Genomic DNA, 26,928 nt, shown 5'->3' on the forward strand with positions numbered 1-26,928 from the left:
CAGAGTTCTTTCTTCATATTATCACGCATTTCAAGAGCTACGATCTCGCCGTTGAAGCAGTCAAGAATCGGTGAAACATAGAGCTTTCCGTCAGCACACTGGACCTCGGTAATATCGGTCAGCAGCTTTTTCATCGGCTTATCTGCACTGAAATTTCTTTTTATCAGATTCTCTCTGTTCTGAGTTTCGGTATCAGACTTTGTGATACCGTGAGGTCTGCGATGCCTGTGAATGAGCCCGGCTTCGCTCATAGTGCGGTATACCGTTCTGAGACTGACGTGAGTGCCTTTCCGGGCAAGAGCTGCCTGCATCCTTCTGACACCGTAATTCTTGTTGTCAGGATGCTCTGATAGTATTCCTTGTATTTTGACCAGAAGAAGCTGCCTTGCACCGGGCTTGCCCTGATTTCTGAGCCAGCGATAATAGCCTGATTCGCTTATTTTCAGAAATCTGCATATTGCTTTCGCTCCATACTTGCTGCGGAATTCATTAACGAACAGGTGACGTTCGCTCGTCTTTACTTCTTCCGGTCTTTTGCGAAAAAACCGAGTGCATCCTTGAGAATATCATTTGCTTTGCGAAGCTCGGCATTTTCACGCTCAAGTTCCGTAATACGCAGCTTTGCTTCATCATCGGTCATCTGAAACTTCTTAGCCTTGGCATCAGCATTTCGCTTGCTTCGCCAATCAGACAACGTGTAATACTGGATGCCTAACTGCTGAGCAGCCTTTTTCACTCCGATCTCGTCTGAGAGCTTCAGCGCTTCTTCTTTGAATTCTTTACTGTACTTCATAGTCGTTTTCCCTTTCTGGTTTTGTTACTTATATTCTACCAGATTTTGGGGTGTTTGTCGACTGCTCTTTCAGTATAACACTTCAGACGAATGGCTATTTTTCGGACTTTGTCAAAACAATCATATCATAAAAATATATGTAACTGTTTTTTTGCTTTGTAGTTTCAGCTCTATGTGTGAATGGCACATGGAGCTTTTTGTTTTATTCAGAACAGATCCAGTATACTATCGAGATAGATTTCTTTACGGACAGTATCATTGCTTAATGTTTGGGTGCATCATCTTGAGCTAGAATCGCTTCATGTACTTTTGTTAGTTCAACCGGGACATACTCGCCATTAATTCTTATACCGCCGCCCATCAGACCGAACAATTCTTTTGATGTTTTTACATCAATACAAAGTTTATCTTCAGATAAGAGTCGGTCAATATTACTAGCTACTCGTTCAGTAAGATAGCTTTCTGATGCCCGAACTCTTTCCAAATATTGTTCCTTGCTCTCACACTCACGTTTGATTTGTGAATTGCTCATAATGCGAATCTCATTAGCAATTTCCAGCAAATGAAATAGGATTTTTAACATATGCTCTTTTGCTTCGGCTTCATCCATATCAAATTTGAACTGCTCAAAAGCGGAATCTATGGAGGCTTTTTTAGTTTTAGGTTGCATTTAAACATAAAATAGTTGCACCAGTCAAAAAAAGTTGCATTGTTCCTAAAAAAGTTGCATGCGCTATTATCTGGACGAAGAAATACAGCAAATTTCATGTTAATTCCGCCATCATAAGCAGCCATTGCACAGTCAAAAGAAAACGGCATATAGCCATATTCGCCTATATTAACAGCTTTTACGGGCATAAAAAAGAACCCTTATTTTGTATTAAAATAAGGGTTCCGATATGGTTGCGGCGGCTGGATTAGAACCAACGACCTTCGGGTTATGAGAAGCGATTGGGGTATATTGCCCCATGCCACATAGTACCGTATACCGCGTAAAACAGGCAATTCTCATTTTGACTCACGGAGAATAAAATACAGTTTTTTCACCGCGTAGCTGTACGGTAGCTGTACTTTTTGTCCGTTTTTTCCTGTTTTTTCATGGCTATCATTTTACTATCTGTGATTTAGTAAAATAATGACATTTCATGTTTTTCAGGCATACTTCGTAATCCTCAAATTCCATTTATCCAATAAAAACTATAATAAAAATGACTAAGGAAGTCTAACTGGAGTTTGATTGGAATGCATGAAATTCAAAGATAGCTATCAGTATCAGAAATGTGACGCACTTTATTTGACGTTTAAGCTGCTTCCGTTTCTATTTACACTTATTAATAGTATACCATATTGACTATAAAAATGCAAGTAAAACGTAAAGCTCGGGGCATAGCCCGAGCTTTGAATTACTTATTGTATCCGTTAGGATTATTCTTCTGCCAGTTCCATGAGTCACGGCACATATCTTCCAGAGACTTCTCAGTCTTCCAGCCAAGAACCTTTAATGCCTTGTCTGCATTTGCATAGCACTCTGCCAAATCACCTGCACGTCTTGGTCCATATACATGGTTTACCTTGATATTGTTTACCTTTTCAAAGGTGTCAACAATCTCAGTTACGCTGTATGGAGTACCTGTTCCGAGATTAAATATCTCGCAGCACTTATCATTCTTAAGTATATAGTCGATAGCCTTAACGTGTCCCTTAGCAAGGTCAACAACATGAATATAGTCACGAGTGCAGGTACCGTCAGCTGTTGGGTAGTCGTTGCCGAAAATAGTAAGGCACTCGCGCTTGCCAACTGCAACCTGTGATACATAAGGCATAAGATTATTAGGGATTCCCTGTGGATCCTCACCTATCATGCCGCTTTCGTGAGCTCCGATAGGATTGAAGTAACGGAGAAGGATTACAGAGAGCTCCTTATCAGCCTTTGCTGCATCCTCGAATATCTGCTCCATCATGGACTTGGTCCAGCCATAGGGATTGGTACAAGCTCCGCGAGGCATTGTCTCAAAATATGGAACAGGGTTAGCTTCACCATATACAGTTGCAGATGAGCTGAATATGATGTTATTAACGTCAAAGTCCTTCATTGTCTCAAGAAGCGCAAGTGTAGTATCGATGTTATTGCGATAGTACATGATAGGCTTCTGAACGGACTCACCTACTGCTTTAAGTCCAGCAAAGTGGATAACGGCGTCGATCTTGTTTCCCTTGAAGACCTCTGCAAGCTTTGCGTTATCCTTGATGTCGAGCTCATAAAGCTTAACGGATTTGCCTGTTATCTTCTCAACTCTCTTGATTGATTCTGGGCAGCTATTTGAGTAGTTGTCAGCAACTACCACATCATAGCCTGCATTTAGAAGCTCAACTGCTGTGTGGGAGCCTATGTAACCTGCTCCGCCTGCTAATAATACTGTTGGCATTTCTTTTCTCCTCCTGTTAAGTCATATAAACAAATCTTTAGTAAAAGCTGTCCAAAAGGACAGCTTTAATTCTTATTCAACCGTAACGCTCTTAGCGAGATTTCTCGGCTTGTCCACATCAAAGCCTTTACCTATAGACACATAATATCCAAGAAGCTGTAGCGGTACTACTGACAGGCTTCCTGCAAAAAGCTGATCTATCTTTGGTACATATGATACGAACTCGGCAGTATCTTCAATAAAATAGTTTCCTGCTGTTGTAACAGCCATGAGATGAGCTCCACGGCTCTTTACCTCTACCATATTGCTGATAGTCTTTTCAGTAAGGTTCTCCTGAGTTACGACGCTGATAACTATTGTACCGTCCTCAATAAGACTGATAGGACCGTGCTTTAGCTCACCGGCAGCATAAGCCTCAGAATGGATATAGCTTATCTCCTTAAGCTTGAGGCTGCCTTCCATGCCGATAGCATAGTCGATACCACGCCCTATAAAAAATGCATCCTTGATATTGATAAGCTTATTAGCGAACCACTGGATACGCTCCTTATCCTGTAATATCTTCTCAACCTTTTCAGGGATAGTATTAATCTCAGCGAGCAGAGTCTTATAGCGCTTCTCCTCTATCTCATTTCTTGCCTTGGCAAACTGAAGTGCAAGAAGATAGCCTGCGATAAGCTGCGTACTGTATGCCTTTGTTGTTGCAACTGATATCTCTGGTCCTGCAAGAGTATAGAACACATTGTCAGCTTCACGGGCAATTGAAGAACCTACAACATTTACGATAGCAAGTGTCTTTACCCCCTGCTCCTTAGCTTCACGCAGAGCAGCAAGTGTATCAGCTGTCTCACCGGACTGGCTTATTACAATAACAAGGCTGTTCTTGCTGAGCTTCATCTTTCTGTAACGGAACTCAGAAGCAAGCTCTACTCTAACCTGTAAGCTTGTGAGCTCCTCGATAACATACTGAGCAGCTACGCCAACATGGTAAGCACTGCCGCAGGCAACTATGTATATCTGCTGTATCTGCTGCATTTCCTCGTCAGTAAGGTTTACACTGTCAAAATGAACCTTGCCGTTTGTTACAACAGAATTGATAGTACCCTTAATGACCTTAGACTGCTCGTGGATCTCCTTCATCATGAAATGCTCATAGCCGCCCTTTTCAGCAGACTCAGCATCCCACTTTATCTCAGTAAGCTCCTTGATTATCTCCTCGCGGTCAATATTGTAGAAAGTTACCTTGCCCTTTTCAAGACGAGCAATTTCCATATTGCCGATGTAATAAACATTGCGTGTGTACTTGAGAATTGCAGGAACGTCTGATGCAACATATGTCTCGCCGTCTGCAATGCCGATTATCATAGGACTATCCTTACGTGCTGTATAGATTTCGCCTGCATAGTCCTTGAACATTACGCAGAGTGCATAAGAACCTCGAATACGGTACATTGCACGGGCAATTGCATCAACAGGACCACCGTTGTACTTCTTGTAGTAATAGTCAACGAGCTTTACTGCAACTTCTGTATCAGTCTGGGACTTGAACTCATAACCAGACTTAACAAGCTTTCCCTTGAGTTCCTGATAGTTCTCGATAATACCGTTATGAACAGCAATAACATTCTCATCATCACTTGCGTGAGGGTGAGCGTTTAACGCAGAAGGCTCACCGTGTGTAGCCCAACGAGTATGACCGATACCGCAGCAGCCCTTAACAGCATTGCCATTATCGGTTTTATCAGCAAGCTTTTTCAGCTTGCCTTTTTCCTTGATTATCTCGGTATCCTTATCGCCTAAACGAACTGCAATACCAGCGGAGTCATAACCTCTGTATTCAAGCTTTGAAAGTCCGTCAAGCAACACAGGTGCTGCCTGTCTCTTACCTGTAAAACCTACTATTCCGCACATATAATTACCTTTCTAAATATATTGTTACAGCCTCATAGAGAGGCTGTAACAAATCAGAATTTAAATGTATTCTCAAGTGTATCCCACTTCTTATCCTTATCGCTGAGATTAAGAAGCGCACCATCTTCAAGTGCATAACCTTCACAGTCAGCATTACCTTTATACTCGCCAACAAGCTCAGGCCACTTTATACCTATCGCAGGATCATTCCATGCGAGTCCGCCTTCATCGTTTGGATGCCAGAAGTCATCACACTTATAGCAGAACTCAGCAATATCACTTAATACAAGGAAACCATGAGCGAAGCCCTTTGGGATAAGGAACTGCTTCTTGTTTTCCTCAGTAAGCTCCACACCATACCACTTACCGTATGTCTTGCTTCCGCTCCTGAGATCAACCGCAACGTCAAAAACTCTTCCCTTGATAGCTCTTACCAGCTTTGTCTGGGGAAACTGTTTCTGGAAATGAAGTCCGCGAAGAACTCCCTTTGTAGAGCATGACTGATTATCCTGTACGAATACGATATCAATGCCAGCTTCTTCCATATCACGCTGACTGTATGTTTCCATGAAGTAACCGCGATTGTCGCCGTGAACAGCAGGAGTTATAACGCAAAGCCCTTCAATACCGCCGACATTCTTCTCAACTGTTATCTGTCCCATATTACTGAATCTCCTTTAAATAACGTGAAAGTGCGTCCTGCCATGTAGGAAGTGGCTTAAAGCCATTTTCTACAAGCTTAGACTTATCAAGTCTGCTGTTGAATGGTCTTGCAGCCTTGGAAAGTCCATACTCTGCTGTTGTAACAGGAGTTACCTTTGTTGACATTCCTGCCTGCTTGTATATCTCAACTGTAAAGTCATACCATGAGATATATCCGCCCTCATTGGTAGCATGATAGTAGCCGTACTTCTCAGTTTCAGCCATATCAACAAGAAGTCTTGACAGGTCGAGGGTATAGGTAGGTGTACCGATCTGGTCGGATACAACTCTTACTTCTTCATGTGTTTTACCCACATTTACCATGGTCTTGATGAAGTTCTTGCCGTTCACGCCAAATACCCATGCGATACGAACGATGAAGTACTTATCAAGAGTATTTGCAACAGCAAGCTCGCCGTCGAGCTTTGATTGTCCGTATACGTTCTGCGGAGCGTAATCCTTGCAATCGGGCTTCCACGGCTCTGTTCCCTGACCGTTGAAAACATAATCAGTGGAAATGTATATCATCTTGCAATTCAATTTTTTGCAGACATTGGCAATATTCTGAGTACCGTCAACATTTATCGCCTTTACCTTCGGACGATTCTCCTCGTCCTCGGCAGCGTCAACTGCTGTCCATGCTGCGCAGTGAACCACAACATCTGGATTTACTTCAGATATTGCTTTTTCAACTGCTGCTGCATCAGTTATATCAAGCTGTACATAGGGATATTTTGTATCAACTGAAGGAAGTATATCGCTGCCGATACCCTCATATCCACGCTTTGCAAGCTCGTCCATTACATCATGTCCGAGCTGTCCGCCTACACCTGTTACGAATGCTTTCATTTTTCACACCTCTGCACGGTTGCCGTACATCTTCTCATAGTAATTCTGGTACTCGCCGCTGATGATAGTCTCCCACCACTCGCGGTTCTCAAGGTACCACTTGATAGTCTTTTTGATACCGTCCTCGAACTTTGTCTCAGGCAGCCAGCCAAGCTCATTGTGGATCTTTGTAGGATCGATAGCGTAACGCATATCGTGTCCCTTTCTGTCCTCAACGTGTGTGATAAGGCTCTCAGGCTTGCCAAGCTCCTTACAGATGAGCTTAACGATGTCGATGTTCTTCATTTCGTTATGACCGCCAACATTGTAAACCTCGCCAACTCTGCCCTTATGAATAATAAGGTCGATAGCACGGCAATGATCCTCAACGTAGAGCCAGTCACGAACATTAAGGCCTTCGCCGTAAACAGGAAGAGGCTTGTCTGCGAGAGCGTTTGCAATCATAAGAGGGATAAGCTTCTCTGGGAAGTGATAAGGTCCGTAGTTATTTGAACATCTTGAAATAGTCACAGGAAGACCGTAAGTTCTGTTGTATGCCATAACAAGAAGGTCAGCACCGGCCTTTGAGGAGCTGTATGGGCTGCTTGTATGGATAGGTGTAGTCTCTGTGAAGAAGAGGTCAGGTCTGTCGAGAGGAAGGTCTCCGTAAACCTCGTCTGTAGATACCTGATGATATCTCTGAATACCGTACTTGCGGCAAGCGTCCATAAGAACCTGTGTACCGAGGATATTTGTCTGAAGGAATATCTCGGGATTCTCGATAGAACGGTCAACATGTGACTCAGCTGCAAAGTTTACTACGATATCTGGCTTCTCTTCCTCGAAAAGCTTATAAATAGCTTCTCTGTCACAGATATCAATCTTTACGAAACGGAAGTTAGGGTTCTTCATTACAGGCTCAAGTGTTGAGAGGTTGCCTGCATATGTAAGCTTGTCCAGACATACAATTCTGTAGTCAGGATATGTATCAAGCATATGAAATACGAAATTTGAGCCGATAAATCCAGCTCCACCGGTTACGAAAATAGTCATGATATAAAACTCCTTAATACTTTATTTTGCCCTCGGCAACCTTTTTAAGATGTGCACCGTAAGGTGATTTACCATACTTTTCAGCCGACTTCATAAGTCCTGCATTGTCGATCCAGCCATTGATGAAAGCTATTTCCTCAGGAGCTGATATCTCGATCCCCTGACGGTTCTGAACCATCTGAACAAAGTTTGTAGCCTCTGCAAGGCTGTCCATCGTACCTGTATCAAGCCATGCAAAGCCACGTCCAAGAAGCTGAACATCAAGGAGATTATCATGGAGATACATCTCGTTGAGAGTTGTTATCTCAAGCTCCCCACGAGCAGAAGGCTTTACCTGATTTGCTCTTGCACTTACGCCTGCTGGGTAGAAGTAAAGACCTGTAACTGCATAGTTGCTCTTGGGATTAGCAGGCTTTTCTTCGATTGAGAGCGCGTGTCCGTCTTTGTCAAAATCAACTACACCGAAACGGTCAGGATCGGGAACATAGTAACCGAATACTGTTGCACGATTATTCTCTTCAGCGTTCTTCTTTGCAGCACGAAGTATGCTTCCAAAGCCGTTGCCGTAAAAGATGTTATCACCAAGTACCATTGCACAAGCATCATTGCCTATGAACTCCTTGCCCAAAATGAACGCCTGAGCCAGCCCGTCAGGGCTGGGCTGTACTTTGTACCTTAAGTTGATACCATACTGAGAACCGTCTCCGAGGAGTCTCTCAAAGTTCGGAAGATCAGTTGGTGTTGAGATAATAAGAATATCCTTGATACCTGCCAGCATAAGTGTTGACAGCGGATAGTACACCATTGGTTTATCGTATACAGGAAGTAGCTGCTTCGATGTTACCATTGTCAATGGATAAAGTCTTGTGCCAGAGCCACCGGCGAGAATTATTCCTTTCATTGTTAATCCCTCCTAAATAAATCTCTTGTGTAAACCTTATCCTGAATATCATCAAGACAAGAATCATATCTATTAGCTATAACTGCATCTGACATCTTTTTAAACTTGTCAATGTCATTTACAACCAAACTACCAAAGAATGTATCTCCATCATTAAGCGTCGGCTCAAAAATGATAACCTTCGCACCTTTTGCCTTAACACGCTTCATAACTCCTTGAATAGAACTCTGACGGAAATTATCACTATTTGATTTCATTGTAAGTCGATAAACACCAATAGTTACTTCTTTCTCTTTGCTCTTATCATAATCCGAATTATCACCATATGCATAATAACCAGCAAGCTGAAGAACACGATCAGCAATATAATCCTTACGAGTGCTATTAGAAGCAACGATAGCTGACATCATATTCTGAGGAACATCTGCATAGTTTGCAAGAAGCTGCTTTGTATCCTTTGGCAGACAATAGCCACCATAACCAAATGAAGGATTATTGTAATGTGTGCCAATACGAGGATCAAGACAAACACCATTAATTATCTGCTGTGTGTCAAGTCCCTTCATTTCAGCGTATGTATCAAGCTCATTAAAATAACTTACACGAAGTGCAAGATATGTATTAGCAAAAAGCTTTACAGCTTCTGCTTCAGTAAATCCCATATATAAGGTATCAATATCCTCTTTGATAGCGCCCTGCTTAAGAAGACCAGCAAATTTATGAGCAGCATCAACAAGTCTATCATCGTTCATATCTGTTCCGACAATAATACGGCTTGGATAAAGATTATCATAAAGAGCCTTTGATTCGCGAAGGAATTCAGGACTAAAAATGATATTATTGCTTCCTGTTTTCTCACGAACAGACTTTGTATATCCGACAGGAACTGTAGACTTGATTACCATTATTGCACTGGGATTATACTTCATAACAAGCTCTATTACAGCTTCAACTGCGCTTGTATCAAAGAAATTTTTCTTGCTGTCATAATTAGTTGGAGCTGCAATAACAACAAAATCTGCATCCTTATATGCTGCTTCGGCATCAAGTGTTGCTGTAAGATCAAGCTCCTTTTCAGCAAGATACTTTTCAATATAATCGTCCTGTATCGGAGATTTCTTATTATTGATCAAATCAACCTTCTCAGGAATAATATCAACTGCTGTTACAGTATTATTCTGCGCAAGCAAAGTTGCTATTGAAAGTCCTACATATCCTGTTCCTGCTACTGCAATTTTCATTTTTTTCCTCCTATGCTTTTCATTATATTATGTACCAGTTCTTCATAATTTTTTGGCACATATATCATAAAATCATTATTATTATGAAGATCAAAACATCTTCAATTCTTTTACAAGAATAATCCATATTTCAAATGCTCTCACTTATTACACTGTTCATGGCTTTTTGTAAAAAAATAAGTTGTATGTGATTATATATATTCTTTAATTATATTATATACAACCGGAACAAAAATTCCTACTGTTACAAAATCCATTTTTCTTAATTTGTTTACAATTGTATAAATATCTGTCCGTTTTTGTTAACATTAAATGCTCATAACAGTCAATAAATGCAATCACCTCACACTTATTTCCATGCTTTTCAATCACATAATTATATACATTAATTTGTTTATGCATTCCAGAAATCAGATAATAATTAACAAATTCATTTTCACTAGATTCTTAAATTTCCGCCTTCATGTCATCTTTCGAATCATTATCATATTACACAAGAATCCCCGTTTCAACAGCTTTATGAAAAAACACCCATTCACGAATAAACTCTGATTCATTTTTGGCAATGGCTGCAATTTCAAGTTAATATTTTTATGATATAACACTTTATTATATATCATCACTGTACTTCCTATAACAATACTTAATAAAGCACATTCTACTAACAATAAATCTTTTTACTGTTTATTCACATTAAAAACCATCAATTTTATGCCATAACTTATACATTTTTCTTAAAGTATCATATTTCAAAATCTTTTCTGTATTCAGCTTGTTTTTCTCCAAAATTTTCCAAGAACCCATGGTACAGCAACCTTAAACATTTTTGTCTTATGATAAATTAAAAAGAAAACAATATTAGGGATAATAATACAAATTACACACCGTATAAGCAACTCTAAAAACATGGATGAAAAATGGAATTGTATACATATTAAGTAAGTTAATATACAAGCAAGCGCAGTTACTGTTGCATAAAAGAAATGATAAAAAAAGTATTTTCCGATTTTTTCATTCTTAAAATAATGTACAAATACAATCTTTGAACCAAATCCAAAATTTATTATCAACAATGAAATTAATGTTGCACAAATAATTCCATAGACACCAAAAAAATATCCCAAAACAATATTCAAAACAAGATTTGCTACTGTTTCAGCAAGAGCACGATAACGATTCTCCCACCATAATCCTAAACCATCTGAATACAATCCACGAATATCTCCCATTTTTAGCGCATAATAATAAACTGAAAAGAGGATCGCAACTTGCAATGGGAACATCATATTCTCACCTTGCCATAATTTCATAAATGGTTGGTATAGACAAACTAAACAAACTGTACAAAAACCATTTAGCCACATATATACAAAATTAAGCTTTTCCATATCCTCATAATTCTTCTCAACGCTTTCTGTTACAACACTGTTTCCAATTCCTGATTGCATTGAAGATAAAATTACAACACAAAAACCTATTAATGTAGTAATAACATAATAATAGTTATTATACATTGCAGTAATTGTCAATCCTAAAAAAGAAGATATACAAATACTATCAAGAGAATTACGCGTAACTTGACAGACTTTATTAATAATTAAGCCTGATATTTTTACTTTTATTTCTTTTTTTTTCTCTTGACTAACTTCACCCTTAGGTTTAAATTGCGAATACTTATTACTTACTATCCACGACAAAATTAAATTGTTTAAGATAGTTGAACAAGGCATTATAATTAATGAAAGATAGTAGTTTTTAAATATTAATAGAACAATAATTTGAGCAATCTGCATCGCTCCCTGAGTTAATGTATTAATGTTACTTATTATATCATTACGCTGCATAACTGTAGGAATACTCGCTTTATAAGCAAACAATACATAACTTAACACAGAATTAATAAGATATAGAAAAAAGGCAATATATATATTCACGCCATTTGGAATATCCCCATGAATTAATAGTGTTAAAAAAGGCAACACACATATTCCCAAGCCAGTCATAACTATTGCAATTATTCTATAAATCTTTCGATATAAATTCAAGAGAGCACAAATCTCTTCGTTATCATCATCTGCTAACGGCTTGTACATACTATATACAAGTGCAGAACCGACTCCTAACTCTGAAAGACTTAAAACCTGAAGTATTGATGTACATAAACTGTTTAACCCCAAATAGTCAGCACCTAATACCTTAATCATTACCGTTCTATTTATGAAAGGTAACAACAGGACAACTACACGATTAATACTTCCATAAAAAATACTTCTTTTAGTATTTTTAGCTCTTTGTATTTTCACTTTTTATCTCCATTCAGCCATGAAACAAAATCAAAAAAAGTCTCATAATATTTTAAGTAAGATCCCGGAACCGTATCCGTTATATTCGGTCTTACTATTCCTCTTTTATCTATTATCCATTTTTCACCTGGTAACTGTTGACAGTTTTTATATTTCATATCATCTGTTGTAAAAATGTGTACAGGATACTTGCAATCTGCAATATGTTTAATTAATTCTCTATCATTATGCATATTCCATGAGTTTCCAATCACATATACTTTTTTTAAATTAATTCGTTTACAACGTCTTTCCCACGCAGCTATTGCCGACTTACAATCTTTATAATGCAAACAACATAGTTCGATATCTCCTACTCCTATTTTAGGATAGCATATTGACGAATCAATCGGATCTATATATGAATCTTCAATTGGATACGGTTTTGTCGATAAATAATAAGGAAGATTATCAACAAGTTTGACAAAATTTTCATCTTCAATAAACATATTAATCGTTGGAGATTTAAACTCTATACCAAGTTGAGAATAAATAACTCCTCCAATGCAGTTTTGAGCTATTAATGTAAAATCCTTATCTTTAATTCTTATTCGATAGCTTAAGTTTTTACATTTTCTTCTTACTCTCATTATAAATTCTTTTACTTTATACATTTTCAACTCCTACTAATTTTGAATAAATACACTCTATCTCATTTACACATCGTTCGATTAAGAATGTTTTTATTGCATTCGCACGTGCCTGATCTCCCATTTTAACACACATTTTTTTATCTTGTATCAAAACAGCCATTTTATTTGCCAATTCTTCAATATTATCTAATTCATAAAGGAAACCATTATAACCATCAACTATCAATTCTGTAGTTCCACCTGTATTACTACCAATCACAGGAATCCCCCCCAACTGGGCCTCTACAGTTACACGACCAAAAGCTTCAGCACGCGAACAAACCAATTCAAAATCTATTTTTTTTCTAATAGAAGGCATATCATTCACAACTCCAAGGAGAGTCACATGTGATTTCAAACTTGAAGGTATGTCAATATTCCCACTTCCAGCAACAAACAAATGAAAATTTGTAATTCCCATTCTAATTAGTTTTTCACACGCCTGCAATGCTTGTTTCTGTCCTTTGGCGTATCCTATCCTTCCAGAAATAAGTATATTGCAGTTTGAATGTTGTTCTTTTTCGATATTTTGTATAATATTTTTTGAACTTACACCATTATATACTACAACCTTCTTTTGTTTATCTAACAATGTATAGTGATTTGCAACAGCATTTGAATTAAAAATAAAGCAATCTGTTGTATTGTTCATAAAGTGATAATATTTTTTTTTATTTATAAGAGGATACATATTAAAATCCAAATCTGCAAACTCCCTAATATGCCATACATGTTTGACATTACATCTTTCATGTATCAACCCACCTATTGAAATAACACTTGTATTTGTATGTATTATATCAATATGCTCTTTTTTTACAATATTTGATATCTTTTTAGCTGTTATTAAATTAACAAACTGATGATAAAAATACCATATTGCCTTTTTTCGCAACCAACCTAAACAAGTTCCTTTAACTATACACCAGCGATAATAAGGCATTACAATTACCTTAATATTATGTTTTAATAATTCCTTATAAAATGTTCCCTTAGTTGAACGAGTTAAAACATATATTTGATGTTTTTTTTCAAGAATACTTATAATTTCAAGCAATGACTTACTAGCCCCATTTAAATCATCTTCATGACCTATGAATAAGATTTTCATTCTTTTCACCTGTTTTCTTTATAGCTTCAAGATACTCATATCTATTTTTCTCATCTGGTTCTAAATAAGCACCTTCGCCCCATTCGTTCCATGCATTAATAAAAATATAACGATTCTTTTCATATCGAGCTTTTTTTCTTTGATAATTAAGATACTTACTAAATTTCTTTGGAGTACTACCTATATGAATACTTGCTCCCCTACTTCTTCTGGGCGAATTATCCCATCCAACGTATCCTCCAACAAAACGCTCCTTATTCTTAAATAAATTACCCTTTCTATTCAGAATACTTCGCCATATAGTATTAAAAGAATATACTCTTGAAAACGACCCTTTGCTCATTAAATTGTAAACATAGGTTCTTAATCGGTCAACTACTTTATTAATTGTTTTTCGCCTATAAGTTACCGTATACATAGGTTCAAACTCTACATAAGCTTTTGAATTTTTGCAAATCGGTTTATCTTGAAATCCATTTAGCTCTTCAACTATATAAATCCCTTTATAACCTTCTTCAATACATCTTTTATCCCAATAATTAATCATATCATCACAATTAGGAATATTATTACAACGATAAATTACAAATACTGGTTTTTTATCTATAAATATATAATTAGGATCCCTAAAAAAAGTTAAAATATATTGAAAATGTTTTTCCCATTCAGGCTCATTCCCATATTTTTGTGGCATAATTATAGATTTTGATTGTCCATCCCATGATCTTGTCCAAGGTTCATTTGCCCAACAAAGCATATATGGTAACTTTTCTCCTTCAAAATCGCGTATTAACTCTAACGGTTTCTCAAGCAATAGTTTCCCATTAAACCAATAATGATAATAACAAAAACCGTTTATGCCATATTTACTTGCAAGCCTCATTTGCGATAGCATATTATTTAAATCATTTAGGTCATAATAATTATTATTGAGCGGAATACGTGGTTGATAATGATTTTTATATAATGGCTTTGCTTTTTTCACATTCACCCATTCTGTAAATCCCTTTCCCCACCATTCATCATTCTCTTTAATTGCGTGGAACTGAGGTAAATGAAATGCAATTATCATTTCTTTACGTTCTATCATAATTAATTCTCCTCTTGTTATTTGAAGTTTCAAATCCATATATATAAAACAAGCAACCTAACGCTGGGGCAATATTAGCGGCCTCAAAACAATAATAAATCAAAGCCGCTATAACTCCTGCATAAAAATATTTATTTGCAATAATAAACTTTTTGTCTTTTTTAAATTTATAAAAGCATATTACAAGTCCCAAAATCAAGAAAAACACACCTACTAAGCCATATTGTAGAAGAAGCTGCAATACTGTATTATGTGCTCCAAATGCCTTACTTGTACCCGGTAAACTTATATAAGCGCCATATTCAACAGAACCATATCCCCAAAGTAAACTTCCGTTTATTTTATTAATTGCTTTTTCCCATATATCAGTTCTTCCAGAAAAAGTCATACTTTTTCCAAATTTATTTTTTATTATATCAGCAATTATTCCATTATTTGAAAAAGTATTATTAAACACCAAAAAATACATCATAGCTATATAAAATAATATAATTGTCTTAATATCAACTATTTTAAATATCAATGATTTTTCTTTTCCTATTACGAGAAAAAAGAATATAACTAAAAAAAACAATTCTGCCAAAAGCCCTGTAACCGAGAAAGATATTAAATATGTTAGAATTGAAATGCTAAATAGGATAACTGATGAAATTATTTTTTTATCAAAATAATAATTTATAAATGATCCTAATGAAATGAAAGGAAATATATAAGCACCAAATCCATTATCAACACCTAAAAAATACACACTATTTGCTTGTTCTATCGTCATCTCATGAAGATATTGTTTATAAAAACCATCAGGCAAAAATATAAGAGACAATAAATTAATAAACATGATAAATACAATATAACTATAAACTATACTAATAGTACTTTTATTTGATCTTCTTCCAAGGTTCAACATAGTTATTACTGAAAGTAGATATAAAACCATTGTATTTACGCTTGAAATAAATTCACTCTTATTATTTTTAAAAGTTATAAATAAATTAGCACTAAAAAATCCGATTATACATATTATAATCTCCCAATCAACAATTTTTTTTGATGTAATAAAAAAAATTCCCACTTCTATAAAAAGGAACAATAATCTATAATAATTTAAATATCCCATTATTCCCATATTTGTAACAGCAACAGGAGTGAACACAATTAACATCTGTATAATAATTATACAAGCTTTAATCAACGATTTTATATTAATTTTCATCTCATTTTTACATAAAACAAGCATTTTACCATCCTCAACAATTTGAAAAATTCTTTTTAACACATCACATACTTCATATTCTACATACAGCTAATATACTACGTTTTACAATTCAAATACTATAAAAATAATATATTGATATGTTTATATTAGACCTCTTCAACTAATACTTGAATTATTCTCAAGAATTAAATATTTTTAACTATCACCCATTATAAAATAACGTTTTCCTTTTCTTCACGTATGTTATTAATCATACGTTCAAACGCTTGCTTAAGTGAAAAATATGAATTCCAACCAATTCCTATAAGTTTATTAACATCAAGCATCATATAAAGTGTTGAAGCATACCCAAGCTTTTCAATATCTGAAAGCTCAATCTTCACACTTATATCTCCCCCTGACACATCATTAGCAACCATTTCTGCCATTTCAAGAATTGAACAATATGTTCTGGGGTTAGCAGCATTATAACACTCTTTGTTTTTCCCATTAAGAAGAACCGTGAGGATTGCCGTAACACTATCAGCAGTATAAAGATAACAACGTTCTGTCTCACCTTTTGTTTTTAATACTATATCTTTTTTATTTATAGCAGAACGCATGAACTCAGCAAAAACCCTGCCGTCATCAAAAGAAACGCCGGGACCGAAAGTCTGAGTAAGCCTTATACACTTTACAGGTACTTCGTACTGAGACGCATAGGAAGAACACATGGATTCACATATCTGCTTGCTTATCGGATAGCAATTTCTTACATTTGAAGTATCAAAGCCTGCTACCTCGCTCTCTGTGACAATATGTCCTTTATCAGGATGACCGTAGACCTCCATACTGGAAAGATAAACTACGGAAGCAACATTTTTCACTCTTGCTAGCTCAAGAATATTCCTTGTGCCATTAATTGCAGTAGTTATTGTTTCAACAGGCTCATCTATAAAACTCTTACTTGAAGTCACACTCGCTCCGTGGACGATAAAATCAATATTCTCTGATATATCTGGCATATTCTTTATATTGCCTAAGACAAAACTCAGTCCTGGATACGCTATCTCATCCTCAAATACATTATTTGCTTTTTCCATATTGCGAACAAGAGCAATCACTTTAACATTGAGTTCTTTTTTTTTGCTGGCATATATTACGGATTTAATAAGATTAAGACCTATAAGTCCTGTTGCACCTGTAACCAAAATCGTTTTATTACTAAGCTTATCCCATGGTATAAAATTTACTGAACTTACATACTCAAAATCTTCTATCATTACAGAACTATTTTTCATACCTTCTCCTATCAGCTTATATAAATCTGCTCATTCTCTTTTGCTTCAAGAACAGCTCTCATCGTAAAAAAATCATCAGGTGTAGTTATTTTGATATTTTCATAGGGACCGTCTATCATATAGAGTTCACGGCCGAAGCTCTTCATAAGAGTACAGGAATCTATAGCGTTGGTGATTCCTTCCTCTATAGCCTTATTTTGAACCTCAAGTATATCGTTGAGCCAAAAGCTCTGAGGAGCTTTTGCTACACGAGAATGAGCTCTTGACGGTACTTCACAAATCTTATTGTTATCATCAACGACAACTATTGTTTCCTTGACTATTCCGGATGTTATGCAACAGCCATTCTTCTTTACACATTCGATATTTTGAGTAAGGAGATCAGGATTAATAAGTGGACGTACACCGTCATGTATCAGTACAACAGCCTCATCTTCACCTGCCACCTCTTTTGCGGCAACTAACCCATTATATATTGAAAGCTGACCCGTTTCGCCACCTGGAACAATTTTTCTCACTTTTTTAATCATATATCTTTCAATAAGACCTTCAAGATATGGTATCCATTCCTTAACAGAAGCAATCACCACATCGGTAATATCATCATTTTTTTCAAAATGTTCAAGAGTATGTATTATTATTGGTTTATTAAAAATCTCAAGAAACTGTTTGGGTTTGTCCTTGCTATGCATTCTACTTCCGACACCGCCTGCAAAAATTACACCTATATTCTTCATTTTTCTCATTCTCCTTAGAATAGTCCCAGAAGCACCTTTAGTATAAACAAAAATGGCTTTTCACCATTATAGCTACATAACTCATTAGTATCAAAAATGAGCTTCAACTTATTCTTACTAGCTTCGCTGAAAACTCTTACCTTCGAGTCAGCAGGAATATAATCACCAAAGCACACTACAAGAGCAGTTGAAAATGCACTTCTTCCATTTCTTAAATTTGGATTTTTCACCTTTTTCCACTTTAGAATAAAATCATCAATGATAGTATCCTTTTTCGCTCCTACAACATTGTTTTCATGTTGACGATACTTCATAAACGAACGATCATCATAAACAATACCTTTAACAACAGTTGCCACACCTGCAACCCAAACGTCATGTATCCTAGTTTTCAAAAGAGCCTGGGAAGGTCTGCGACCTTCTTCACTCAGAAGCTTTTTAAACTCAACAGGGAACACCATTGTACAACCTGCCAGCATATTGCTGAATATTATGCTCTCAGTTGTAAGATGAATCTTCTCGTCTGTATATCTAAGTCCCATTGACTCGCCGTATTTATCTACATTTTCCTGATTTGAGGCATAAAGGCTGCAATCAGTTTCCTTAAGCAACTTTATAGCCTCAATAAGCTTTTCCTCACACCATATATCATCTTGATCGCTCAACGCATAATAATCAAAGATATCAGGAACGATATAAATGAGATTCATGAAGCTGTTGCCGACTCCGAGGTTATTTTTGCCAACAAGCAGATGTACATTTTCATTTTCCGAACAAATCTCCCTGATAATATCCAATGTACTATCCTTTGAACCGTCATCTCTTATATACAATGAGACTTCTGTATCCTTCTGGGCAAGAATACTGTCTATCTGTTCTTTTATGTACTTTTCACCATTGTAGGTGCTCATCAATACAGCTACTTTTTCCATTGTACTATCCTTTACAGTTTTAATTCAGTTATAAAATGACATTCTCTGTGCATTTTATCAGGAATCACCATGTAATCGTTTCCGTACAATCCTTCAAGATACCTTTTATAGTTACCTGGTGCATAGAAAAAATGCTCCTTGAACTTTATTTCTGTTAGAGGGAAAAAGGTATCTGTAGAATAAATCTCACCAAAATAATGCTTTCTGCCCGTTGCACTTGTCACAAGAGACGTTTTTCTTCTGTAATGTATGGTATTATCCACGGTATTGAACCATTTTACAGGAGATCTGAAAGAAAAGAAATTACCGACAAAACGTCTGATTCGAAAGAAAAGCTTTCCATCTTTACTTTGTGCATAGTATTTTCTTGTCTTTTTGCTCATGTATTTCTCATCCATTACACAAGATGCAATAAACATCTCAATATTCGACTTGATTCCCCTGATTTTTCTCAAAATTTTGTTCTCTGGAACATAATCATAAGGAAAAATGTCTACATACGCTGCACTTGGCTGCAAGGGATTTTCGTCGCCTATAGTCCTGAGCACAGTTCCTTTTTTAAAAATCTGCATGAAACGATTGCCATTGGGTGAATCTGAATTCGGACACCTAAGTTCATACGCATCAGAAAATTCCTTGTCAAATACCTTCTTCATTTTCTCATAGTCGCTGCGTTTCATACCGAAATCCATATCGTCATCCCATGGAATAAAGCCACCGTGTCTTACAGCACCAAGAAGGCTTCCTCCAACAAGAAACAGCTTTATACCGTTTTTACGACATCTTTTTTCAATATCGACAGACATCTCATAAAGACAATCCTTCAGTGACTCATGCTCTTCGTCTGTCATCTGACGGACATTCTTATCATTTCTTGCCAACTCATTTAGAATGTCCTTGTAATTTAGATTCAATCCCATGATTCATTCCTTCTCTATTAGGTCTGTTATTCTAAGATAAGAATTCTTTCTATTAAATAACTCTTCTGCACATTTTCTGGAGTTATTTCCCATTATTTTACGGAGCTTTGGTTCTTTGATAAGTCTTTCAAGCTTGTCCGCAAGATCTTCAGCATCTCCGTTTTTGCAGTTAAAGCCCATTTTGTACTCCTTGACAAGTTTTCTATACTCCCTACATTCCTGAGTATTCAGAACAGGCAAACCAGAAGCTGTATAATCAGCGTGTTTATTAATAATTGAACCAGCCGAGCCAGACTTAATCGGATTAACAGTAATATCGCAAGATTTTAACATTCCACACATTTTATCATATGACATTCGCCCTAAAAACTCAGCGTCAATGTCTTTTTCTTTTGAATATTTTTCAAAGCGCTCCTTGTCTGGTCCATCTCCCATTACAATAAACTTTGGTGGTTGAAGTCCTTTTTTCTTAATAATATCAAGTGCGTCAATTACACATGTTAAATCATAACTGCTTCCCAAAGTCCCACAATAAGCAAGTCTTAATCTGTCAGCCACATCTCTTTCAACCTTATTATTTAATGCATTTTCATCAAATACATTTAAGTCTGTTCCTAAAAATACAGACACACCTTTACTACACTTATTATTCACTTTCATAGCACGATCAACATATGTTTGAGAAACTGCACAAATAGCATCCGCTCTTTTATAGATACCATCAGCCATTTTTTTTATTGGTAAAAATGCAATGTCGCTTAAAATTGGAATATTCATTACCATCTGAAATGCTTCTGGCCATAAATCCTGAACATCAATTACAAATCGTACATTATTCTTTTCACAGTATTTCGCTGCTGACAAAGGTGCTGACAAAGATGGAATTGCACAATATATAACATCTGGTTTTTTACGTTTAGCAAGATATTCTTTTACGCTTTTTCCCCATATATAATGACTATAAAAACGCTTTAAGCACACGTTTTTTGAATATCCTGTTTCATGTAAAAATGTAATTTTAAACGGCCATTTCGCTACTGCCTCTTTACGAAATCGTTTTTCTGTATGATAAAAATCGCTTGTAATGATTTCAACATTATGCTCCTTACAAAGCATTTTTGCTATATACAAAAAACGGTCATTATCATTTTCTGAAAAATCCATACAAAAATTTGATAAAATAAGAATATCCATCTATTCAACCCTCATGCTCTATATTTTGGGAAAAAGGCATCATCCGTAACATTATTTCTTAACGAAACTAACCACTCATACTTCTCTTTCATAAATATTTTCTTTCCAATGAAAAAACTATGCAAGTCATCTTTACGATAGAAAGCTCTTTTAAACTTAAAAAGGCTATCTTCCGCACTTCCAACACCGCCGCCCAAATAAAAAGACTTATATCCATTATACGCTCCCCAAAGAGCAGCATGATAGAGCAACAAATTAGTTGGTGCTAAGTTTGAAAACTCACGCTTAGAACCTGAAAGATGATAATTCATCATTCCATTAGTTGTCAGTATTATAGAACTTGCAATTATTTGGTTATTCAATTCAGCATAAAAAATCTGTGAATTGTATGGTAAATCATTCAGTACACTCTTATAAAAATCCGACTTAAAATAATAATATGTTTTGGCATTGTCCTTGGCCATAGTCTCATTATATATATCAATAAACTTATCAAACAATTCTTGGCTTCTTCCGTTCATAATGCAAACGCCATTTTTTTGCGCTTTACGAATCATATTTCTATTTTTGCTTGATAAATTCTCCCACACAACATCTGGTGATGAAAGATCCATTGTAATTGTTTTTCCAAGTTCGATAATATCATAAAAAGAAGATGAAAAAGAGCTATTACCTAATACAGGGTGAAATCTGACAAATTCGCTTATTATATTATTTGCATTGCAATATTCTTCATATTCCTCAAAAATACAATCTGATTGATTGCCTTCTATAAGCCAACCACCATATCCATATGGTGTTGTCAAATCAAAGTATTCGTCTCTATGTATTTTATCTTTGAAAACATCGCAATCAGCAATATCTCTTTTAAAAACTACATTTATTCCACGAACAGATCCGTCATCATAATAGAATAATAAAGGTATTCCGTCGCCATGTATCATAAAAGCTTTAACATACCCACTAAGCCAATACACGTCATAATCAGAAAAGCTTCTTACAATTCTATCCCATTCTTCACATTCTGTTATACTATAAATCTTTAAACTCATAATAAACCTTCCAGACTTATAATGATTTGTTTTTTAACTCATTCCAATCTTTCAGATCCATATCCGCCCCTTCAGCAAATGTGGTATCTTCACGCAGAAAAACCTTTTTAACTGTTCTAAATAATATCTTAATATCTTCAGAAAAACTAATATTATTAATGTATTCGACATCATATTTAAGTTTCTCATCCCAATTCAAAGCATTTCTGCCAGAAGATTGAGCTAAACCAGTTAATCCAGGTCTAACTAAATGTCTTCTATTTTGAATTGAATTCATATATTTTACATCTCTGGGAAGTAATGGTCTCGGACCAATAATAGACATATCGCCTTTAATAATATTGAACAATTCGGGAAGTTCATCAAGGCTTGTACTTCTGAGTCGCTTACCATATGAGGTAAGTCTCTTCTCATCCGGCAGAAGATTTCCCTTCTTGTCCTTCTTGTTGTTCATGGTTCTGAACTTTACAAGCTTGAATATCTTTTCATTCTTACCCGGACGATCCTGCGTAAAGAACGGATTACCGCCCATTGCAACTGCTCCGACAATAGTCAGGACCAAAAGTATCGGTGAAAGAACGATTATTGCTCCGAGTGAAAGAGTAAAATCAAGCATACGCTTAAAATACTTTGCATACATTATTCAAAACAACTCCTGATAAGTTCGATTATGATATCCTGCTGCTCGGGTGTCATCTTATTATCGCTTGGGAGACAAAGGCCTCTCTCGAAGATGTCTGCGCCAACATCAAGCACAGCACCGCGGTCAATATACGCATTGGACTGTCCTCTGCCGTTACCCTTTGCAGTAACGAAGCCATTCATACGGTAAATAGGCTGCATATGCATAGGCTTCCATATCGGACGTCCCTCTGCATTGAACTTTGCAAGAGTCTCAAGAATCTCTGTAGGACATGTCTTGCCCTGTTCGGAAATATACATAGGCTGGTTTTCGCCGCGAACCTGCTTGCACATTGCTTCCTTATCTATGAGCATACAGCTGAGCCAGTAGTTAGGCACGCTGTCAATTATATCGAATGGATTCATAGTAACAGGAAGTCCCTTGAAGCCCTCTTTATAGCGCTCATATATAGCCTTTTTCTGGGCAATATGCTCGTCAAGGTAGTTCATCTGTCCACGAACAACGCCAGCGATAATGTTTGACATACGGTAGTTATAGCCGATCTCCTCATGCTGATACCATGGAGCGGCTTCACGGCTCTGAGTTGACCACTTGCGAACCTTATCAGCGTCGTCAATGCTGTTTGTGAGGAACATACCGCCTGACGAACCTGTGATTATCTTGTTTCCGTTAAAGCTGATAGCGCTGTAGTCGCCGAAGCAGCCTGTTTCCTTACCCTTATATGTAGCACCGAAGGACTCAGCAGCATCCTCAACTATGAGTGCACCGTGTCTGTCGCATATTCTTCTGATAGCGTCGATCTTTCCGGGAACGCCATAAAGATGAGCAACTACTACCAACTTTACATCTGAATATATCTCAAATGCCTTTTCAAGAGCATCGGGACACATATTCCATGTATCTGCCTCTGTATCAATAAAAACGGCTTCACCGTCCTCATAAGCAACAGGGTTTACAGTAGCGTCGAATGTCATATCCGAACAGAATACCTTGTGCCCCTGAAGTGTTCCGCAATTAGGCTTAGGCTGACCATAAAGTCTTTCGCCTGCAAGCTTTATTGCGAGATGAAGTGAAGCTGTTCCGCAGGAAAGAGCTACAGCATACTTTACTCCGGCATACTCTGCAACGAGCTTTTCTACCTCATTGATGTTCTCTCCTGCTGTTGTTATCCAGTTTTTCTCAAATGCGTCGTTTACCCATTTTTGCTCGTCACCGTGCATAGTAGGCGATGAAAGCCATACTTTCTTTTCAAAGGGTTTAATGTTGCTTTTGTTTACAAACATCTGATGTTTCTACTCCTATCCACCCAGCGTTATTGATCCGATCCGTAACCCCGGAATCCACTCTGTCGTTTCCGACATAGGCAAAATCAACAAGCCTATATTTATCATTTGCCTGCCCCTCCGTGGGGCAATAATTTCTTACTTGCATTTAGCTATGCCATGGTTATGCACCGCATTGATGATACCAAGCGATATATAATAATAATGTATGGTAAAGGCTGTACGTTTCAATTATACCCTTTGGCATAAAAAAAAGCAAGCGTAAAAATTAGGGAATTCTAAACTCACAAATATTTTTGTCATATTAAACAAAAAAAATTCATAGTCCACTGTTTAAATAGCATAAAAAAATATACTTAAAGTCAAAACATAGAGATTATTTAATATTTGTATATCATTATATCTCGTTCATTATATCTTAACTTCTTGCCGATTCTTCCGACTTTGCAAACATATATTTCTATTTTTAACAATTTTTGCTAAATCAAAATTTTGATAATGATATAATATATAATTATATAACTCTGCGTAAAAGTTTATATCTAAGATAATAAATCATCCCCTTATACCAACATTGAAAAACCCGAGGCTCATACGAGCCTCGGGTTTTAAATTGTTTTTACACATTTTTCTTCAAGTATTCCTCCAACGATACTATCGTTTCCTTTGCAGTAGAAGTATACGCATAGTATGAAAGGATACAAGAAGCGTCAACTGCATTGATCTTGCCGTCATAATTTACATCTGCCGCATGCTTCTGTACTTCGTTGAAGTCTCCGTTCTGATTTGTGGATTCATCGCATAATAAGTCAGGACCTCAGAAGCATCGACCGCATTTATCTTGCCGTCGTTATTGACATCTCCCAGCATATAGGCATTTTCTTTGTGTCTAACAGCTATCTTGAGTCGTATCACATTATTATTCTTATCAATGATGAAGATAACGACCACGCCCTCTCCGACAGGAGTAACGACACCGTCAGCTGAAACTACCGCAACATCGGTGTTGTTTGATACAAATGTGACTCCCTCATTCTGTGCAAGCGGTATTTTATATGGTTCGGCATCGCTTATTGTAATTGAGGTGTCTCCTGTTATCAAAGGCGGATTTGTTATGGTAGATGTGGTTGTTCCCATAGTTCCTGTACTTGTGGTAGTTGAAGAAGCAGATTTTGATGTTGATGATGTACTGCTTACCGAAGTTGTCATTGAACTGCTTGATGTTGATGAAGTAGTTCTCGTTGCTGTTGTAGTTGACGTTGTTGAAGAGCTTGTGGTAGTAGTAGGCGAAATGCGTGTCGTAGTAGTTGTTGTTGTTGTAAGCTTGGTAGTAGTAGTTTCTGGCATAACTACTATTCTGAACGGCTTTTCTGCACTTCCGAAATACGCTGTATTCTTGCCACATGAAGCTTCAACGTAATATTGCAGCGTTCCTTGTCGGCTTTCATATGCCGGAATATAAGCACTATATGTCGAACCATTTTCCTTTGTCATATTCGCCCTGCTCCATTCGGAATCTTCTGCATATTTATATAACAGAACCGCACTTATATCACCGTTTCCTGTTATGTCTGATTCTGCCTTGATGCCCTCATTCACCTTAGCCTTGGATATAATTACATTCAATATCTTTGGCTGCTCGGCAGTAGTTGTTGTGGTAGTAATAGTCATTGATGAAGTAGTTGTATTCGTTGTAGCAGTAACCACAATAAAGGCGGGAGAATCTGCATTTCTGTATTCTGCTGTATTAAGTCCATCACTGACCGTGATATAGTATCTAAGAGTTCCCTCCTTCACATTAGTTGCCCTAATAATGGCGTTATAGGTTGTGCCTGTTAGCTTATTCATTGTGATCTTATGCCATGTATCTTTTGCTCCGATTTTATAATAGAAAGAAGCAATTATACTTTCGCTTCCTGTGATGTCAGCATTGACGGTTATATCGCTATTAGCTGCAGCTCCGAATATAGTAACATTTGATATCTTTGGCGGCTCGGCAGTAGTAGTTGTTGTAGTTGTAGTAGTAGTTCTGTACAAAGTTGTCGTTGTCTGAGTTATGATACTTGAAGCTGTTACCTTAACGGTATATGGCTCCGTTCTGCTGCCGTATTTTTCAATATTTATACCGTCAGAAGCTTCTATATAGTATTCCAGAGTACCTTCTCTTATCTTAGACGCAGGAAGTACAGCCTTATACGACGAGTCCGTTGAATTACTTGACATTATCAAACTATTCCACGTTTTGTTATCAGAATACTTGTAATAAAGCGTGATATTTCTTATATTTGTATCAGTTTCAGCTGATATTATCATTTCAGAACCGGATTTTGTACCTGATACATAACCATTTTTTATGATATGCTTTTCATACTCAGGCGGTGAATAAACCGTTGTCGTAGTTACTGTAGCTGTATTTATTGTTGTAGATGTAGTCTCCGTATATTGCTTGATATCAATAACGCAGGGCTTCTCCTTGCTGCCGACATTTGCCTTGTTGATACCGTCTGTAGCTTCGATATAATACTGGAGCTGACCTTTTCTCACCTCATATTGAGAGAAGATCTTATTATATGTCGATCCCGATGGATTTCTCATAGATTCGCTGTTCCACTCCTGTTCATCGCTGTACTTATAGAACAGG

The 26,928-nt window shown here is 36.7% G+C and carries 24 protein-coding genes and 1 pseudogene; all 25 read right to left on the bottom strand.

What is annotated here, in order from left to right:
• The coding region (locus T497_RS18530) for an IS3 family transposase (RefSeq protein WP_196243035.1) at positions 1 to 500 on the bottom strand (500 nt) is incomplete at its 3' end.
• Between the two features lie 17 nt (positions 501 to 517).
• Positions 518 to 793: a transposase gene (locus T497_RS0109545; RefSeq protein WP_028515416.1), complete on the bottom strand. Its 276-nt coding sequence runs from the start codon at positions 791 to 793 to the stop codon at positions 518 to 520.
• 262 nt (positions 794 to 1,055) lie between these two features.
• Entirely contained in the window at positions 1,056 to 1,403 is a 348-nt protein-coding gene (locus T497_RS16465) for a hypothetical protein (protein ID WP_155266888.1), read from the bottom strand.
• Between the two features lie 793 nt (positions 1,404 to 2,196).
• A complete protein-coding gene (galE, locus tag T497_RS0109555; protein WP_028515417.1) occupies positions 2,197 to 3,219 on the bottom strand; it encodes a UDP-glucose 4-epimerase GalE in 1,023 nt (340 codons plus the stop codon).
• Positions 3,220 to 3,291: 72 nt separating this feature from the next.
• The gene (glmS, locus tag T497_RS0109560) at positions 3,292 to 5,130 is read right to left on the bottom strand and encodes a glutamine--fructose-6-phosphate transaminase (isomerizing) (RefSeq protein WP_028515418.1); all 1,839 of its coding nucleotides are present in this window, start codon (positions 5,128 to 5,130) and stop codon (positions 3,292 to 3,294) included.
• A 53-nt stretch (positions 5,131 to 5,183) separates the two neighbouring features.
• Positions 5,184 to 5,792, bottom strand: a complete 609-nt coding sequence (gene rfbC, locus T497_RS0109565; protein WP_028515419.1) for a dTDP-4-dehydrorhamnose 3,5-epimerase — start codon at positions 5,790 to 5,792, stop codon at positions 5,184 to 5,186.
• A 1-nt stretch (position 5,793) separates the two neighbouring features.
• Positions 5,794 to 6,681, bottom strand: coding sequence for a dTDP-4-dehydrorhamnose reductase (gene rfbD, locus T497_RS0109570; protein ID WP_028515420.1), 888 nt, complete (start codon positions 6,679 to 6,681; stop codon positions 5,794 to 5,796).
• 3 nt (positions 6,682 to 6,684) lie between these two features.
• Entirely contained in the window at positions 6,685 to 7,713 is a 1,029-nt protein-coding gene (rfbB, locus tag T497_RS0109575; protein WP_028515421.1) for a dTDP-glucose 4,6-dehydratase, read from the bottom strand.
• A gap of 13 nt (positions 7,714 to 7,726) precedes the next feature.
• Positions 7,727 to 8,614 carry a glucose-1-phosphate thymidylyltransferase RfbA gene (rfbA, locus tag T497_RS0109580; RefSeq protein WP_028515422.1) on the bottom strand — a complete coding sequence of 296 codons (888 nt, stop codon included), beginning with the start codon at positions 8,612 to 8,614 and terminating at the stop codon, positions 7,727 to 7,729.
• Positions 8,615 to 8,616: 2 nt separating this feature from the next.
• The gene (locus tag T497_RS0109585) at positions 8,617 to 9,855 is read right to left on the bottom strand and encodes a nucleotide sugar dehydrogenase (protein WP_028515423.1); all 1,239 of its coding nucleotides are present in this window, start codon (positions 9,853 to 9,855) and stop codon (positions 8,617 to 8,619) included.
• A gap of 767 nt (positions 9,856 to 10,622) precedes the next feature.
• Positions 10,623 to 12,158 carry a lipopolysaccharide biosynthesis protein gene (locus T497_RS0109595; protein ID WP_028515424.1) on the bottom strand — a complete coding sequence of 512 codons (1,536 nt, stop codon included), beginning with the start codon at positions 12,156 to 12,158 and terminating at the stop codon, positions 10,623 to 10,625.
• Positions 12,155 to 12,811, bottom strand: a complete 657-nt coding sequence (locus T497_RS0109600; RefSeq protein ID WP_028515425.1) for a DUF1919 domain-containing protein — start codon at positions 12,809 to 12,811, stop codon at positions 12,155 to 12,157. Before T497_RS0109600 ends, T497_RS0109595 begins: the two co-directional genes overlap by 4 nt.
• The gene (locus tag T497_RS0109605; protein WP_028515426.1) at positions 12,804 to 13,940 is read right to left on the bottom strand and encodes a glycosyltransferase family 4 protein; all 1,137 of its coding nucleotides are present in this window, start codon (positions 13,938 to 13,940) and stop codon (positions 12,804 to 12,806) included. Before T497_RS0109605 ends, T497_RS0109600 begins: the two co-directional genes overlap by 8 nt.
• Entirely contained in the window at positions 13,915 to 15,030 is a 1,116-nt protein-coding gene (locus T497_RS0109610; protein ID WP_028515427.1) for a glycosyltransferase WbsX family protein, read from the bottom strand. The genes T497_RS0109605 and T497_RS0109610 overlap by 26 nt, the downstream gene beginning before the upstream one ends.
• The gene (locus T497_RS0109615; protein ID WP_155266889.1) at positions 15,017 to 16,306 is read right to left on the bottom strand and encodes an O-antigen ligase family protein; all 1,290 of its coding nucleotides are present in this window, start codon (positions 16,304 to 16,306) and stop codon (positions 15,017 to 15,019) included. Before T497_RS0109615 ends, T497_RS0109610 begins: the two co-directional genes overlap by 14 nt.
• A gap of 149 nt (positions 16,307 to 16,455) precedes the next feature.
• A complete protein-coding gene (locus T497_RS0109620; protein ID WP_028515429.1) occupies positions 16,456 to 17,526 on the bottom strand; it encodes an NAD-dependent epimerase/dehydratase family protein in 1,071 nt (356 codons plus the stop codon).
• An 11-nt stretch (positions 17,527 to 17,537) separates the two neighbouring features.
• Positions 17,538 to 18,263 carry an IspD/TarI family cytidylyltransferase gene (locus T497_RS0109625; RefSeq protein ID WP_028515430.1) on the bottom strand — a complete coding sequence of 242 codons (726 nt, stop codon included), beginning with the start codon at positions 18,261 to 18,263 and terminating at the stop codon, positions 17,538 to 17,540.
• A 14-nt stretch (positions 18,264 to 18,277) separates the two neighbouring features.
• Positions 18,278 to 19,195, bottom strand: coding sequence for a glycosyltransferase (locus T497_RS16470; protein ID WP_051530610.1), 918 nt, complete (start codon positions 19,193 to 19,195; stop codon positions 18,278 to 18,280).
• An 11-nt stretch (positions 19,196 to 19,206) separates the two neighbouring features.
• Positions 19,207 to 20,115 carry a LicD family protein gene (locus T497_RS0109635; protein WP_037324807.1) on the bottom strand — a complete coding sequence of 303 codons (909 nt, stop codon included), beginning with the start codon at positions 20,113 to 20,115 and terminating at the stop codon, positions 19,207 to 19,209.
• Positions 20,116 to 20,118: 3 nt separating this feature from the next.
• Positions 20,119 to 21,309, bottom strand: coding sequence for a glycosyltransferase family 4 protein (locus T497_RS0109640; RefSeq protein WP_028515432.1), 1,191 nt, complete (start codon positions 21,307 to 21,309; stop codon positions 20,119 to 20,121).
• Positions 21,310 to 21,320: 11 nt separating this feature from the next.
• The gene (locus T497_RS0109645) at positions 21,321 to 22,361 is read right to left on the bottom strand and encodes a lipid II:glycine glycyltransferase FemX (RefSeq protein ID WP_037324810.1); all 1,041 of its coding nucleotides are present in this window, start codon (positions 22,359 to 22,361) and stop codon (positions 21,321 to 21,323) included.
• Positions 22,362 to 22,377: 16 nt separating this feature from the next.
• Complete coding sequence (locus T497_RS16475; protein WP_051530611.1) at positions 22,378 to 23,001, bottom strand: sugar transferase; 624 nt, start codon at positions 22,999 to 23,001, stop codon at positions 22,378 to 22,380.
• Positions 23,001 to 24,287 carry a DegT/DnrJ/EryC1/StrS family aminotransferase gene (locus T497_RS0109655; protein WP_037324814.1) on the bottom strand — a complete coding sequence of 429 codons (1,287 nt, stop codon included), beginning with the start codon at positions 24,285 to 24,287 and terminating at the stop codon, positions 23,001 to 23,003. The genes T497_RS16475 and T497_RS0109655 overlap by 1 nt, the downstream gene beginning before the upstream one ends.
• 619 nt (positions 24,288 to 24,906) lie before the next feature.
• Positions 24,907 to 25,032, bottom strand: a pseudogene (locus T497_RS19035) (dockerin type I domain-containing protein); the annotation flags it as partial.
• On the bottom strand, positions 25,026 to 26,882 hold the full coding sequence (locus T497_RS18835; RefSeq protein ID WP_028515435.1) for a hypothetical protein: 1,857 nt from the start codon (positions 26,880 to 26,882) through the stop codon (positions 25,026 to 25,028). The gene T497_RS18835 and the pseudogene T497_RS19035, both read right to left, overlap by 7 nt.
• Between the last annotated feature and the right edge of the window lie 46 nt (positions 26,883 to 26,928).

Origin of the sequence: Ruminococcus flavefaciens MA2007, from assembly GCF_000621845.1 — a bacterium.
Lineage (GTDB): Bacteria > Bacillota > Clostridia > Oscillospirales > Ruminococcaceae > Ruminococcus > Ruminococcus flavefaciens_E.

Excerpts from the sequence above, each read along its gene's own strand:
- T497_RS0109585 (WP_028515423.1), bottom strand. The coding sequence starts at position 9,855 with ATGAAAATTGCAGTAGCAGGAACAGGATATGTAGGACTTTCAATAGCA.
- T497_RS0109655 (WP_037324814.1), bottom strand. The coding sequence starts at position 24,287 with ATGTTTGTAAACAAAAGCAACATTAAACCCTTTGAAAAGAAAGTATGG.
- T497_RS0109635 (WP_037324807.1), bottom strand. The coding sequence starts at position 20,115 with ATGGGATTGAATCTAAATTACAAGGACATTCTAAATGAGTTGGCAAGA.
- rfbD (WP_028515420.1), bottom strand. The coding sequence starts at position 6,681 with ATGAAAGCATTCGTAACAGGTGTAGGCGGACAGCTCGGACATGATGTA.
- T497_RS0109645 (WP_037324810.1), bottom strand. The coding sequence starts at position 22,361 with ATGAGTTTAAAGATTTATAGTATAACAGAATGTGAAGAATGGGATAGA.
- glmS (WP_028515418.1), bottom strand. The coding sequence starts at position 5,130 with ATGTGCGGAATAGTAGGTTTTACAGGTAAGAGACAGGCAGCACCTGTG.
- rfbB (WP_028515421.1), bottom strand. The coding sequence starts at position 7,713 with ATGACTATTTTCGTAACCGGTGGAGCTGGATTTATCGGCTCAAATTTC.
- T497_RS0109605 (WP_028515426.1), bottom strand. The coding sequence starts at position 13,940 with ATGAAAATCTTATTCATAGGTCATGAAGATGATTTAAATGGGGCTAGT.
- T497_RS0109625 (WP_028515430.1), bottom strand. The coding sequence starts at position 18,263 with ATGAAGAATATAGGTGTAATTTTTGCAGGCGGTGTCGGAAGTAGAATG.
- T497_RS16475 (WP_051530611.1), bottom strand. The coding sequence starts at position 23,001 with ATGTATGCAAAGTATTTTAAGCGTATGCTTGATTTTACTCTTTCACTC.
- T497_RS0109640 (WP_028515432.1), bottom strand. The coding sequence starts at position 21,309 with ATGGATATTCTTATTTTATCAAATTTTTGTATGGATTTTTCAGAAAAT.
- T497_RS16470 (WP_051530610.1), bottom strand. The coding sequence starts at position 19,195 with ATGGAAAAAGTAGCTGTATTGATGAGCACCTACAATGGTGAAAAGTAC.
- rfbA (WP_028515422.1), bottom strand. The coding sequence starts at position 8,614 with ATGAAAGGAATAATTCTCGCCGGTGGCTCTGGCACAAGACTTTATCCA.
- rfbC (WP_028515419.1), bottom strand. The coding sequence starts at position 5,792 with ATGGGACAGATAACAGTTGAGAAGAATGTCGGCGGTATTGAAGGGCTT.
- T497_RS0109620 (WP_028515429.1), bottom strand. The coding sequence starts at position 17,526 with ATGAAAAATAGTTCTGTAATGATAGAAGATTTTGAGTATGTAAGTTCA.
- T497_RS0109610 (WP_028515427.1), bottom strand. The coding sequence starts at position 15,030 with ATGATAGAACGTAAAGAAATGATAATTGCATTTCATTTACCTCAGTTC.
- galE (WP_028515417.1), bottom strand. The coding sequence starts at position 3,219 with ATGCCAACAGTATTATTAGCAGGCGGAGCAGGTTACATAGGCTCCCAC.
- T497_RS18835 (WP_028515435.1), bottom strand. The coding sequence starts at position 26,882 with ATGAGAAATCCATCGGGATCGACATATAATAAGATCTTCTCTCAATAT.
- T497_RS16465 (WP_155266888.1), bottom strand. The coding sequence starts at position 1,403 with ATGGATGAAGCCGAAGCAAAAGAGCATATGTTAAAAATCCTATTTCAT.
- T497_RS0109545 (WP_028515416.1), bottom strand. The coding sequence starts at position 793 with ATGAAGTACAGTAAAGAATTCAAAGAAGAAGCGCTGAAGCTCTCAGAC.
- T497_RS0109600 (WP_028515425.1), bottom strand. The coding sequence starts at position 12,811 with ATGTATAAAGTAAAAGAATTTATAATGAGAGTAAGAAGAAAATGTAAA.